A 13,250-nucleotide genomic window follows, 5' to 3' on the forward strand; every position below is an offset into this window, starting at 1 on the left:
TCTAGCGGGCAGGAACGAGACCCTTGAGCAGGCTGGACAGTAAGAACACCAGCGCCGCGACGCAAACGATGGACGGACCGGCGGGTGTATCCAGCACAAAAGCCGCGCGCAGACCAATCGTGACGGACAAGATGCCGATCACGCCAGCGGCCAGTGCCATCCCTTCGGGTGTCCGGGACAAGGGGCGCCCGGCAGCGGCCGGAATGATCAGCATGGCAGCGATCAGCAAGACCCCCACCACCTTGATCGCCACGGCCACGGTAATGGCCAATGCGAAGGTCAAAACCAGTTGTTCGCGTTTCGGGTCGATGCCGCTGGCATAGGCCAGATCTTCGTTCAGGGTGGACGTCAGCAGGGCAGACCATCGCCAGCCGATCAACGCCACGACAAGCGCCGCCCCACCCCAGATCACGGCCAGGTCCCCGCGTGAGACAGCCAGAATATCCCCAAACAGATAGGCCATCAGGTCGATCCGGATGCCGGACAGGAATGAAACCGCGACGAGCCCGAAGGCCAGCGCCGAATGTGCAAGCACTCCCAGCAGCGTGTCCATCGCATAGCCCCGGCCCGACAAGAAGCTGACCGTCATGGCCATGAGCAAGGCGACGGTTATGGTGCCGATGAAGATCGACATAGAGAAGGCCAGCGACAGGGCCACCCCAAGGATAGCCGCATGGGCCGTCGCATCGCCAAAATACGCCATCCGTCGCCAGACCACGAAACAGCCCAGGGGAGCCGCGGCAATGGCCACACCGATCCCCGCCAACGCGGCGCGCACCATGAAATCATCAAACATCAGTGCGTCGTCTCCGAATGATCGTGATGCGCGTGGCCATGGTCGTGATCATGACCATGGTCATGGTCGTGGCGGTAAAGCGCCAACGCCCCGCCCGTTCCCGTGCCAAAGAGCGCGCGATATTCTGGCGCGGAGGCGACAACCGCCGGCGTGCCTTCACAGCAGACATGCCCGTTCAGGCAAATCACCCTGTCGGAGGCGCTCATGACAACATGCAATTCGTGGCTGATCATCAGCACCGCACAGCCTGTGTCCTGCCGGACCTGTTCGATCTGCTGATAGAACGAAGCCGAACCGCGCTGATCCAAACCCTGCGTCGCTTCATCCAACAGCAAGAGGTCCGGCTTGCCGATCAATGCCCGCGCCAAGAGCACCCGTTGAAACTGGCCCCCCGACAATTGCGACATCTGCGCCTTGGCCAGATCCGGCACTCCCGCTTGCGACAATGCCGCATCAATCTCGGACGACGCAACGCCGCCCGGCAGCCTCAGAAACCGCGCAACTGTCATTGGCAATGTCTCATCGATATGCAGCTTTTGCGGGACATAGCCGACCCGGACGCCCTTGCCACGGGTCACCCGTCCCGCAGACGGTTTCACAGCGCCGATGATCGCACGCAGCAGGCTGGTCTTGCCGGAACCGTTTGGGCCAACGATGGTCAAGATCTCTCCGGGGTTCACATCAAGCGAGACATGCGACAGCACCGTCCGGGCGCCATATTTGACGCTCAGGTTTTCGACGTGAACGAGGCTCATGCGTCGGCCTTGAGTGCGCAGGAAGGGCAAACGCCTTCGGCTTCAACGACCGTGCGTTCAATGCGAAACCCGGTCGCGCGGGCCGCATCCCCCAAGGCGCTTCGGCCCGGCGCGGAGTGTGTTTCGGCGACGGCGTCGCACATGCGGCAGATCATGAAGGCGGGCGCATGGGTCTGCCCGGGATGGGTGCAGGCGATAAACGCATTCAAACGCTCGATCTTGTGCGCCAGCCCGTTCAGGACCAGAAAATCAAGGGCGCGATACGCGACAGGTGGCTGCGAGCCAAAACCATCTTCGCGCAACCGATCAAGGATCGCATAGGCCCCGAGCGCCCGATGTTCCTGCAACAAGATCTCCAGAACCTTGCGGCGCACGGGCGTGAACCGCAGCCCATCCTGCGCACAGCGCGCTTCGGCCGCAGCCAAGGTGTCACTGACACAGGCGGTGTGATCGTGATGCGCAAATCCAAGAGGCGCGTCAGGGACCGGCATTTTTTTATCCGACTCACTTGTCATGTTATTACATTTTAATTATCCATCGTGGAATGTTATAAAATCACATAGGTGAACCGATGTCCAGAAAGCTGATGATACTGACTTTGACCGCCTCACTGATGGGCGGCACCGCGATCGCAGATGTTCCGCGCGTCGTAGCTGACATTGCGCCTGTTCATTCGCTGGTTGCACGTGTCATGCAGGGTGTCGACGCGCCTGATCTCATCATTCAATCCGGCGCCAGCCCGCATGAATACAGCCTGCGCCCATCAGAGGCCGCAGCCTTGCAAGACGCTGACCTCGTCTTTTGGATCGGCCCTGACTTGACGCCGTGGCTTGAAGAGACGCTCAAGACACTCTCCCCCGACGCGACGACGACCCCGTTGATGGAAGCCGACGGCACGCTCGAACTTGAGTTTCGCGAAAACGCGCTCTTTGAAGGACATGACCATGGCGATGATGATGACCATGATCACGAAAAGGCCGAAGGGCATGACCACGATGCCCATGCCGACGAAGAGCACAACCACGCAGAACATGCCCATGACGCGCACGAAGAAGCCGGGCACGACGATCACGGCCATGGGGCACATGACCCTCATGTCTGGCTGTCTCCCCAGAACGCTGCAACCTGGCTGAATGTCATCGCCGCACAACTCTCTGCCGCGGATCCGGACAACGCAGGGGCTTATTTCGCAAATGCAGCTGCCGGTCGCAGTGAGATTGACACCTTGATCGATCAGGTCAACACAAAGCTGGCCCCCCTCCGCGGTGGACAGTTTATCGTCTTTCACGATGCTTATCAGTATTTTGAAGTGGCTTTCGACTTCCCGGCTGCGGGTGCCATTTCACTCAGCGACGCGTCCGATCCAAGCCCGGCACGTTTGGCTGAAATCCGGGCGCGGATTGCGGACCAAGGCGTGAATTGCGTTCTGGCGGAACCGCAGTTCAACCCCGGCCTTGTGGATACCGTTCTGGATGGAACCGACGCCAAGACCGGCATCCTCGATCCGCTTGGATCGGGCTTGGAGCTTGGGCCGACGCTCTATCCCGCGCTTATTGCCAGCCTTGCCGACACATTGACCGAGTGTTTGTGAACTGACGGCTGCAAACATAAGCGGGCCAAGGCTTCCTAGTCCGCTTCATGCCGCCTCCGGACAGACGCAGGCCGGGCGGCAAGCGTCAGTGTGGCCTCCGGCCTGGGCGTCTGGCTGATCACTTTGCCGTTCGCGATCACATGAAGGCGCGTGGCGCGTAGGCGCAACGCCTCGATCGGAGCGCCCGCATCCAGGATCACCAGCGACGCCTTGGCCCCCACATGCAGCCCATAATCGGGCAAGCCCATGGTTTTTGCGTTGTGGGTCGTCACCATGTCAAAACATATGCGCATTTCTTGCGGGCTGGTCATTTGCGCCACATGCAGTCCCATAAAGGCCACATCCAGCATGTCTGCCGTCCCCAGCGAATACCATGGGTCCAGCACGCAATCCTGTCCCCACCCGACGTTGATCCCCTGGGCCAGCATCTCTTTGACGCGGGTCAGACCGCGCCGTTTCGGGAACGTGTCATGCCGCCCTTGCAGCACGATATTGATCAGTGGGTTCGGGATCACGTTCACTTCGGCCTCCGCGATCAGCGGCAGCAGCTTGGAAACATAATAGTTGTCCATCGAATGCATCGAGGTCAGGTGCGACCCCGCAACCCGGCCCTGAAGGCCAAGGCGCTGCGTCTCGTTGGCCAGCGTTTCGATATGCCGCGACAGCGGGTCATCCGTCTCGTCGCAGTGCATATCGACCTGCAAACCGCGCACCGCCGCAATCTCACACAGCTCGGTGACCGAAGCCGCACCGTCCGCCATGGTGCGTTCAAAATGCGGGATGCCGCCGACAATATCGACGCCCTTATCCAAAGCGCGGATGGTGTTCGCACGTGCGGTCGGATCGCGGTAAAATCCATCTTGCGGGAAGGCCACGAGTTGCAGGTCGATATAATCTTTGACCTTGTCACGCACCTCAAGCAGCGCCTCGACCCCCAACAACCGATCATCGCAGGTGTCCACATGGCTCCGGATTGCAAGCAAGCCCATGCTGGCTGCCCAATCGCAGTAGCTCAGCGCGCGTTCGACGACCTCGTCATGGGTCATGACCTGCTTGAGCTCGCCCCAAAGGCCGATCCCCTCCAGCAAAGTGCCCGACGCGTTGATCCGGGGCAAACCGTATGACAACGTGGCGTCCATGTGAAAATGCGGGTCCACAAAGGGCGGGCTGACCAGATCGCCGGTCGCATCGATGATCTGCCCTGCCTGCGCCTCGCCAAGTTGATCCACCGCCGTGATCTTGCCGCCCTTGATCCCGATATCGGCGACCCGCCCGTCCGGCAGGCTGCCGCCTTTGACGATCAGATCGAACATCAGCGTTCTCCTTTGTTGAAAGGCACCATCAGGGCGGCAGGCACTTCGGCCCGGCGCGACATGACGACCAGTGCCAGAATGGACAGGATGTACGGCATCATCAGGAAAATCTGATATGGGATCTGGGTGCCGAGGCTGGTCTGCTGCACCCGGATTTGCAGCGCATCGAAGGCCGCAAACAGAACCGCGCCCAACAGTGCTTTGCCCGGACGCCACGACCCGAACACGACCAGCGCAATACAGATCCAGCCCCGCCCGTTCACCATCTCGAAAAAGAAGCTGTCAAAGGCCGACATCGTCAGAAACGCGCCCCCAACCGCCATCAATCCGCTGCCGAACATGACGGCCCCCATGCGGATCGCCGTCACCGACAAGCCCTGCGCCGCCACCGCTGCAGGGTTTTCGCCCGCAGCACGCACCGCAAGCCCCAGCGGCGTACGGTAGAGGACCACGGCCACCACTGCGACAAGGATGAAAGCCAGATAGGTCAGCGGGGTTTGAGAAAACAGCGCAGGCCCCAGCAGCGGGATATCGGACAAGATTGGGATCTCATAGGGCTGAAACGCTTGGATTTTCGGCGGGCTCGTGACCTCTGGCAAGGCGAGCCGATAGGCGTAATACGTTGATGAGGTTGCCAGCAAGGTGACACCCAATCCCACCACGTGTTGCGACAGGCCAAACGGCACCGTCAGGATACTGTGCAGCAGGCCAAATCCCATGCCAACAATCATCGCAACGCACACGCCAACCCACAGGCCCGTGCCGGAATAGACCGCCATCCAACCCGCAAATGCGCCGGCGACCATGATGCCTTCGATGCCAAGGTTCAAAACACCCGCCCGTTCGCAGATCAACTCGCCCAATGTCGCAAAGATCAGCGGGCTGGCGATGCGGATCGCAGCGGCCCAAAAACTGGCGGTGAACAGGATTTCGATAATCTCCATCGCTCTAATCCCTTACCACGCGAAACCGCGCCAGCATGATCGCCAGAACCATCAGCAACAGCGCGACCGCCAGCATGATATCCGCCAGATAGGTCGGCACGTCCGCCGCGCGGCTCATGCTGTCTGCACCCACAAAGATGCCTGCAACGAACAGCGCCGCAACCACAACGCCCAGCGGATTAAGCAGCGCCAGCATCGCCACGATAATCCCGGTGTAGCCAAAGCCCGGCGACAGATCGAGCGTCAGACTGCCCTTCAGCCCCGCCACTTCGGAAAACCCCGCAAGCGCCGCCAGCCCACCGGACAACAGCGCCGTTTTGACCAGCACAAGGTTGATCGGAATGCCCGCGAACGCGGCGGCCTGTTTGTTCAGACCAACGGCGCGCATCTCATAGCCCAATGTGCTGCGCGTCTGGATCACCCAGACACCAACGGCCGAAATGAGCGCAAGGGCAAATCCCCAATGCAGGCGCAATCCTTCAAAAATCCGTGGCAGACGCGCCTCTGGGATCAGGCGCGCGGACTTGGGCCAACCCATGCCCATCGGATCCTTGAGCGGCCCTTCGAGCAGCATCGAGATGAACAAAAGAAAGATAAAGTTGAAAAGCAGGGTCGTCACAACCTCATCCACCCCGAAACGGGTTTTCAACAAGGCGGGGATCAACAGCAAGAACGCGCCCGCCAGAATGCTCGCCAGGATAATCACCGGCAGGAGCGCAGCCGAGGGCCATGGCAAGAAACCAGTGCCCAGCAAGACGGTCATCAGCGCCCCGGCATAAAGCTGCGCCTCGGCCCCGATGTTCCAAAATTTGGCACGAAAGGCGACGGCAACCGCAAGCCCGGTAAAGATCAGCGGTGTCGCCCGGTTCAGCGTCTCAAGCAATGCAAATTGCGAGCCGAACGCCCCTTTGAGGATCAACCCCAAAACCGAAAACGGGTTCGCCCCGGCGAGCATCGCCAACAGCGATGCGATCACGATCGTCGTCGTCAGCGCCAGCGCAGGCGGAACCAGCTTGCGCCCCAGACTTGGGTTCTTGATCGGCTCAAGACGCATGGGCGACCTCGTCTTCAAAACCTTGCCCGGCCATCCAAAGGCCAAGCTGCGCAGGCGTCATCTGCCCACGATCAAACGCGGGCGACAACCGCCCGTCCGCAATCACATGGATCACATCCGACAGGGCCATGACCTCATCCAGATCTTCGGAGATCAACAGCACTGCGGCTCCGCGGTCGCGCGCCGCGAGCAACTGGCTGTGCACATAGTTGACCGCCCCGATATCCAGACCGCGCACGGGTTGGTTGGCAAGGATCACTTGCGGATTGGCCTCGAGCACGCGCCCAAGGATCAGCTTTTGCATGTTGCCCCCCGACAGCAAGCGGATCGGCGTATCTGCTCCCGGGCACCGCACGTCGTATTTGTCGATGATGGCATCCGCAAACGCCCGCGATTTGCCCCAGTTGAGCCAGCCGCGTGTGCTGAAATCAGCGGATTTGTACCGCTCCAGAATCGCGTTTTCGGTCAGATCGAAATCGGCGATGGTGCCCGTCTTGTGGCGATCTTCGGGGATGCGGGCGATACCGCTTTGCACGGCCGCCCGCGGGGTCCAGTTGTTCACCTCGGCGTCGGCCAACAGAACCTGCCCCTGCGCCGGGCTCACCAGCCCGCCCACGACATCCGCCATCGCGGCCTGCCCGTTGCCCGACACGCCCGCAAGCCCGATGATCTGCCCTGCCCGCAGTGCCAACGACACCGAGCGCAAGCCCGGCGCATTGCCAACGTCCGGCGTCGTGACATTACGCAACTCAAGCAGGGCCGCGCCAGGGGTGGATTTCGCGACCTTTGGCGGCGTCGCCTCGGTGCCCATCATCATGGCCGCAAGGGCCTGCTTGTCCGTATCGGCAATCCGCACGCCGCCCGCCATCTTGCCGTGGCGCAGCACCACGACCCGGTCGGCAATCGCCATCACCTCGTGCAGCTTGTGCGAAATGAAGATGATCGACAGCCCGTCGGCAATGGCCAGCCGCAGGGTGGCAAAGAGATCATCGGTTTCCTGCGGGGTCAGCACTGCTGTGGGTTCATCCAGGATCAGGATGCGTACATCGCGGTAGAGCGCCTTCAGAATCTCGACCCGTTGCCGCTCTCCGACCGAAAGCGCGCCGACACGCGCGTCGGGCGACACCGCAAGGTGATACTTTTCGGACAGCGCCGTAATGCGCGCCCGTGCCCCTGCCCTGTCAGACCTCAGGCTCAGCAACGACCGGACACCCAGCGTGATATTTTCCTGAACCGTCAGATTGTCGGCAAGGGTAAAGTGCTGATGCACCATCCCGACACCCGCATCCAAAGCCGCCCGAGAATTTCCGGGGGGAATGGTTTCGCCAAAAACACGCACCGTGCCGCTGTCAGCCGTGTACTGACCGAACAGGATATTCATCAGCGTCGTCTTGCCCGCTCCGTTTTCGCCCAGCAAAGCGACAACTTCGCCCTGGTTCAGCGAAAGGCTGACCGCATCATTCGCGGTCAGCTCTCCGAAACGCTTGGTGATCGCGTCGAGCGACAGGGCCTCGACGGGGGTGCTGCACATGGCGGATCAGGACGACGTCGGCTCGTCGTCGTTGATCGTGACCGTGAAGGCCCCCGATTTGATCTCTGCCTCACGTTGTTTGACCAACTCCATCGCAGCGGCGGGTACCTTTCCTTCGAACGTGCCGAGCGGGGCCAGTGACGTGCCCCCTTGGTTCATGAACGAGTAGACTCCATAATCTGCAGCGGTGAACGTGCCCGCCTGTAACTCGGCGATGGCTTTGTCCAGGGTCGGCTCAAAGTGCCAGATCGCAGAGGCGACCACGGTGTCGGGATATTCGGCCTGCGTATCGATGACGTTGCCGATCGCCAGAATGCCTTTCTCCTTGGCGGCATCTGACACGCCAAAACGTTCCGCATACAAGATATCAGCGCCGTTTTCGATCATCGCAAAGGCTGTTTCCTTGGCCTTGGGTGGATCGAACCAGCTGCCGATAAAGCTGACCTGAAATTTTATATCGGGGTTCATTTCCTTTGCACCGGCCATAAAGGCGTGCATCAGACGATTGACCTCGGGGATCGGGAAGCCACCGACCATCCCGATATTCCCGGTCTCCGTCATGGATCCCGCAATGATTCCAGATAGATATGATGCATCCTGAATGTAGTTGTCGAAGATAGCGAAATTCGGCAGCGCCGCGTCTTCCTTGAAGCTTGAACCCATCAGAAAGGCCACGTCCGGATACTCGGCGGCAACTTCGCGGGCTTCGGCTTCTGCACCAAACACCTCGCCGATGATCAGCTTGTTGCCAGCTTCGGCATATTCGCGGATGACCCGGGCGTAATCGGTGTTACTGACGTTCTCCGAAAACGTATATTCGATATCGCCACGTTCCTGAGCGGCCAGTGCCGCGATGTGAATACGGCTGACCCATTGCTGTTCGACAGGAACGGTATAAATTCCGGCCGTCTTGATCGGTTCAGCCGCAAACACGGGCCCCGCGCCCAGGATCAGTGCGGATGTAGCCGTCGTCATCAAAAAGTGCCGGCGGTTCAGATTGTTGAATTTTGTCATTTTTGGTCCCCAGTTGGTTGGGTGCGAGTAACACGCTATTTTATCAAACGGTCAAGAAATTATCTGGCCTACCACCAACCGATGACTGCCGAATGCCCTCGCACCGCCCAAAAAGTAACCCTATCATGCAAGCACAGCGGCCAGCAGCCATGACGCAAGGCGCGAAAATTAGATCGCTGTTCTGCATAGACAAATCAAACCGATTTTGACTTATTGGTGTTACAAGCCCCTGCTCTAAAGCGCCAATGGGGCACATCCCGACAGTTGGAGAATTCGATGAAAACCGCATTTGTTTCGACCGTAGTGGTCGCATCCGCGCTGAGCATGACAGCCGCGCAAGCCGAGACGCTGAGACTTTTGACATGGGGCGGCTACGCGCCCGAAGAAGTCATCGCCATGTTCGAGGCCGAAACTGGCCACACCGTCGAGGTCACGACCTCGAACAACGAAGAAATGATCGCCAAGCTGCGCGCAACCAACGGCGGCGGGTTCGATCTGGCCCAACCCAGCCAGGACCGCATTACCAGCGCGCAAGAAGAGTTCGGCATTTACAAACCGATTGATATGTCACGGGTTACGGCGGATCAATTCATTCCATCGATGCTGAGTGCCACAGCCGCCAACACCACATTCGAGGGCGAAGTCTTTGGTTTGCCACATGTCTGGGGCACCAGCGGGCTGGTTGTGAACACCGCGATGGCGGGCGACGTACAGGACTACGTGGATCTGTGCGATGCAGCCCTGGCGGGTAAGGTATCCTACCGCCTCAAGCGCCCGACGCTGATCGGTTTTGCCTACTCCATGGGCCTCGATCCCTTTGCGGCTTATGGTGACACCGCAGCCTATCAGGACATCCTAGATCAGGTCGAAGCGAAGCTGACCGAGTGCAAGCCCAACGTCAAAACCTACTGGGATGGCGGCGACGAGATCAAGAACCTGCTCCGCTCTGGCGAGGTTGTGGCCTCGATGGCGTGGGACACGGGCGGCTGGCAGCTGAACGCGGACAATCCTGACATCACGTTTGTCGCGCCCGAAGCCGGTGCCTTGGGCTGGATCGACACCTTTGTGCTGCCCGCGCGGGGCCGGGCTGACGATGCGGCCTATGACTGGATCAACTTCGTGATGCGTCCCGACGTTGCCGCGATGATCACAAATACCGCTGGTAACTTTACAGCCGCCGTTGGTGGCGACGCCGGTGTCAGTGCAGACCTCAAGGCGCGTTATCAAGGCAGCTTTGATCAGGCCGCGATCGACAACATCAAGTGGTATCCACCTGTGCCTGCCGGACTTGAGGCACTTGAGGGCGCAACGCTCGACCGTATCAACGCCGCCAACTAAGGCGACCATACCCAAGAAAAAGGGGCGCCGTTTGGTGCCCTTTTTTGACCTTGCGAGGCTGACCACGTGCTCCCTGCCCCTCCCGATCTGATCTGCCGAGACATCACCAAGCATTTCGACGCGTTCCGCGCTGTTGATCATGTGAATTTCGAGGTGCCGCAAGGCTCGTTCTTCTCGATCCTTGGCCCGTCGGGCTGCGGCAAGACAACCTTGCTACGCATGATTGCAGGGTTCCAGGAGCCTACATCCGGCGATCTGCTGATCAAGGGCAAGTCGGTGATCGGCGTGCCCCCCAACCGGCGTCCTGTTTCGATGGTTTTTCAGCATCTGGCGCTGTTTCCGACGATGAACATCGGCGACAATGTGGGCTTTGGCCTGCGCCAGCGTGGTGTGGCCCGGGCCGAGATCCGCAGGCGGGTTGACGATGTGCTTGACCGTGTCGGCTTGCCGGGCGTGTCTGCGCGCCGCGTCGATCAGCTGTCTGGCGGGCAAAAGCAACGGGTCGCGATCGCACGTTGCATGGTGCTGGAACCAGACGTGCTGCTCTTGGACGAACCGCTTGGCGCGCTGGATCAAAAGCTGCGCGAGCATATGAAGGTAGAGTTGAAATCGCTGCAGGCAGCGTTCAATACAACATTCGTCTACATTACCCACGACCAATCCGAAGCCCTCGTGATGAGTGACAATGTCGCCGTGATGAACAAGGGCCAGTTCGAACAGATCGGCCCGCCCCAAGAAGTTTATCACCGACCCGCCACAGCCTTTGTCGCGGGCTTTGTCGGAGATGCGAACACGTTCGAGGCCAAGGTGACAGCCGTCAACGGTTCAATGCTGACCCTCGCGACGCAGACCGGGGCGCAGATGAACGTCTCCGCGCCCCAGTCCGGTTTTGACACCGGTCAACGCGTCGACGTGTTCCTGCGGCCAGAAGCGATAGAACTCGTCGCGTCCGATATGGCCGCGCAGAATGGCGACAACATCAGCCCGGGCACCGTCACCTCTGTCCTGTTTAACGGGGCCAATAGCGCCCTGACCGTACGGGACACCGCCACGGGGGCCATGATCAACGTGGCCTTGCCGCAAACCGGCGCGTTTGCGGGCATCGGCACGGGCGATACAGTGTACACGCGCTGGGACCCGACCAAGGCGCGCTGCTACGCGGCCCCGGGGGTCAAGTAATGTCATCTGACGCATCGCGCCTCGGGTTCTACCTTTTGCTTGCACCGATCCTGCTGTGGCTGGTGGTGCTGATCATTCTGCCTCATGTGGGTCTTTTCGTGGTGTCCATCAGCGAAAAGATCGGCCCGCGCGAATACGAGATTGGCATGGGCAACTATGCCGCATTCTTTCAGGAGCCGCTGTTCTGGCGGACCTTTGCGCGCACGGCGATCATGTCGATCCTTGCCACGGCGCTGACGCTGATCCTTGGCTTTCCCATCGCCTACTACATCGCAAAACTCACCCAAGGCCGCACCAAGACGACGCTGTTCTTGATGTGCATGATCCCGTTCTGGGTGTCGGAACTGGTCCGCACCTTTGGTTGGATGATCCTGCTGCGCGAAACGGGTGTCATTTCAAACGGGTTGCAGGCGCTGGGGCTGGTCAGCGGGCCGGTCGAATTCCTCTACAACGACGCCGCGATCATGGTCGGGCTGGTCTATACGTCGATCCTGTTCATGGTCGTCCCACTTGTGACAACGCTCGACAGCCTCGACAACAGCCTGATCGAGGCCGGCTATGATCTGGGTGGGTCCAGCACAGCGGTCATGCGCGAAATCGTGATCCCCCATGCCATGCCCGGCATCGTGTCGGGCTGCATCGTCGTCTTCATGCTGTCACTGGGCAATTACCTCACGCCGATCCTGCTGGGCGGCAAGGACAGCCTGTGGTTTACCGGGATGATCTACACCCAGTTCATCACCCGATTTAACTGGGAGCTTGGGTCTGCCTTCGGCTTCTTGCTGCTGATCCTGTCATCGCTGGTCGTATTTCTGGGGCTCAAGCTGTCGGGCCAATCCTTGTCTGAAACCATGGGGCGCTCATGATCCCGACAGTGCCACAGCCGGTTTTTGCGAAATGGTGCTACCGCGCCTATGTGGTCGCGTTTTTCATCTACCTCGCGCTGCCCCTCACGGTCGTCGGCGTGTTCGCCTTCAACAACAGCGTCTTCCCGTCGCTGCCCTGGGAAGGCTTTACGCTGGCATGGTTTTTCGGGACCGAAGCGCCCTATATCGGCGTCTTTCACGAACGTTCCATCCTGCGCGCGATTGGCACATCGGCCGTTGTGGCGCTCTGGGTGTCCGGGTTGGCGGTGACGGTGGGCACCTGCAATGCCTTCCTGTTTGTGCGCCACGAGTTCCGAGGCAAGGCGTTTTTGTACATCCTGATGCTGCTGCCACTGATCATCCCCGGTGTGATCCTCGGCATCTCGATCCTCGTCTTCTCCAGTTCCATCGCAAACACGCTCGAAGACGCCACGGGCCTGTGGTTTGACGGTTTGCGGCCCGGCCTGATCCTCGTGATCCTCGGCCAGTTTTCATTCATCACGACCTTCGCCACGCTCGTAATCTCCGCCCGTTTGCAAAAATTCGACCCAAGCCTCGAAGAGGCAGCACTGAACCTTGGCGCAAGCCAGTGGGGGGCCATCCGGCAGATCACCTTGCCGTTTCTGTTGCCCGCCATTGTGGCCTCGGCGGTGGTGTCCATTCTGATGAGCTTTGAGAATTTCAACACGACGCTGATGCTGGTCGGGTCGGACTCGCCCCTGACCATCGCGATGTTTGACAAACTCAAGCAGGGCTCGACCCCGGTGCTGAATGCGGTGTCGCTTTTGCTGATCGCGGTCTCGGCAGCCCTGGGGCTGATCTCACTATTGTTTCAAAGCAACAAGCAGTGAGGCGGGGCGCATCAGGAT

Annotated in this window: 13 protein-coding genes; 5 read left to right on the forward strand and 8 right to left on the reverse strand. The window is 60.0% G+C overall.

All coding sequences use genetic code 11. The features are described from left to right. Position 1: 1 nt before the first annotated feature. Genes LC354_RS04465 through LC354_RS04475 form a run of 3 tightly spaced genes read right to left on the reverse strand, consistent with a single transcriptional unit; the run spans position 2 to position 2,066 of the window. Positions 2 to 796 (reverse strand): metal ABC transporter permease, encoded by a 795-nt coding sequence (locus tag LC354_RS04465; RefSeq protein WP_223421644.1) that lies wholly within the window; start codon positions 794 to 796, stop codon positions 2 to 4. Further along, complete coding sequence (locus LC354_RS04470) at positions 796 to 1,551, reverse strand: ATP-binding cassette domain-containing protein (protein ID WP_223421645.1); 756 nt, start codon at positions 1,549 to 1,551, stop codon at positions 796 to 798. Before LC354_RS04470 ends, LC354_RS04465 begins: the two co-directional genes overlap by 1 nt. Beyond that, a complete protein-coding gene (locus LC354_RS04475) occupies positions 1,548 to 2,066 on the reverse strand; it encodes a Fur family transcriptional regulator (RefSeq protein ID WP_399202949.1) in 519 nt (172 codons plus the stop codon). The genes LC354_RS04470 and LC354_RS04475 overlap by 4 nt, the downstream gene beginning before the upstream one ends. A gap of 56 nt (positions 2,067 to 2,122) precedes the next feature. Between LC354_RS04475 and LC354_RS04480 the strand changes: the two genes are divergently transcribed. After that, complete coding sequence (locus tag LC354_RS04480; RefSeq protein ID WP_263289320.1) at positions 2,123 to 3,142, forward strand: zinc ABC transporter substrate-binding protein; 1,020 nt, start codon at positions 2,123 to 2,125, stop codon at positions 3,140 to 3,142. A 35-nt stretch (positions 3,143 to 3,177) separates the two neighbouring features. On the opposite strand, the gene LC354_RS04485 is transcribed toward LC354_RS04480, so the two are convergent. Genes LC354_RS04485 through LC354_RS04505 form a run of 5 tightly spaced genes read right to left on the reverse strand, consistent with a single transcriptional unit; the run spans position 3,178 to position 8,998 of the window. Next, on the reverse strand, positions 3,178 to 4,455 hold the full coding sequence (locus tag LC354_RS04485) for an amidohydrolase family protein (RefSeq protein WP_223421647.1): 1,278 nt from the start codon (positions 4,453 to 4,455) through the stop codon (positions 3,178 to 3,180). After that, positions 4,455 to 5,399, reverse strand: coding sequence for an ABC transporter permease (locus tag LC354_RS04490; protein ID WP_223421648.1), 945 nt, complete (start codon positions 5,397 to 5,399; stop codon positions 4,455 to 4,457). The genes LC354_RS04485 and LC354_RS04490 overlap by 1 nt, the downstream gene beginning before the upstream one ends. 4 nt (positions 5,400 to 5,403) lie before the next feature. Next, positions 5,404 to 6,453: an ABC transporter permease gene (locus LC354_RS04495; protein WP_223421649.1), complete on the reverse strand. Its 1,050-nt coding sequence runs from the start codon at positions 6,451 to 6,453 to the stop codon at positions 5,404 to 5,406. Further along, positions 6,443 to 7,984: an ABC transporter ATP-binding protein gene (locus LC354_RS04500; RefSeq protein WP_223421650.1), complete on the reverse strand. Its 1,542-nt coding sequence runs from the start codon at positions 7,982 to 7,984 to the stop codon at positions 6,443 to 6,445. The genes LC354_RS04495 and LC354_RS04500 overlap by 11 nt, the downstream gene beginning before the upstream one ends. Positions 7,985 to 7,990: 6 nt before the next feature. Beyond that, positions 7,991 to 8,998 carry a BMP family protein gene (locus LC354_RS04505; protein ID WP_223421651.1) on the reverse strand — a complete coding sequence of 336 codons (1,008 nt, stop codon included), beginning with the start codon at positions 8,996 to 8,998 and terminating at the stop codon, positions 7,991 to 7,993. A gap of 276 nt (positions 8,999 to 9,274) precedes the next feature. Between LC354_RS04505 and LC354_RS04510 the strand changes: the two genes are divergently transcribed. The 4 genes from LC354_RS04510 to LC354_RS04525 all read left to right on the forward strand — a co-directional run bounded on the left by LC354_RS04510 (position 9,275) and on the right by LC354_RS04525 (position 13,232). Next, positions 9,275 to 10,336, forward strand: a complete 1,062-nt coding sequence (locus LC354_RS04510; RefSeq protein WP_399202953.1) for an extracellular solute-binding protein — start codon at positions 9,275 to 9,277, stop codon at positions 10,334 to 10,336. A 66-nt stretch (positions 10,337 to 10,402) separates the two neighbouring features. Continuing rightward, complete coding sequence (locus tag LC354_RS04515) at positions 10,403 to 11,515, forward strand: ABC transporter ATP-binding protein (RefSeq protein WP_223421652.1); 1,113 nt, start codon at positions 10,403 to 10,405, stop codon at positions 11,513 to 11,515. Beyond that, positions 11,515 to 12,381, forward strand: coding sequence for an ABC transporter permease (locus LC354_RS04520; RefSeq protein WP_223421653.1), 867 nt, complete (start codon positions 11,515 to 11,517; stop codon positions 12,379 to 12,381). Before LC354_RS04515 ends, LC354_RS04520 begins: the two co-directional genes overlap by 1 nt. Then, positions 12,378 to 13,232 carry an ABC transporter permease gene (locus LC354_RS04525; protein WP_223421654.1) on the forward strand — a complete coding sequence of 285 codons (855 nt, stop codon included), beginning with the start codon at positions 12,378 to 12,380 and terminating at the stop codon, positions 13,230 to 13,232. Before LC354_RS04520 ends, LC354_RS04525 begins: the two co-directional genes overlap by 4 nt. Positions 13,233 to 13,250: the final 18 nt, after the last annotated feature.

It is taken from the genome of Tateyamaria pelophila (assembly GCF_019966495.1).
Taxonomy (GTDB): domain Bacteria; phylum Pseudomonadota; class Alphaproteobacteria; order Rhodobacterales; family Rhodobacteraceae; genus Tateyamaria; species Tateyamaria pelophila.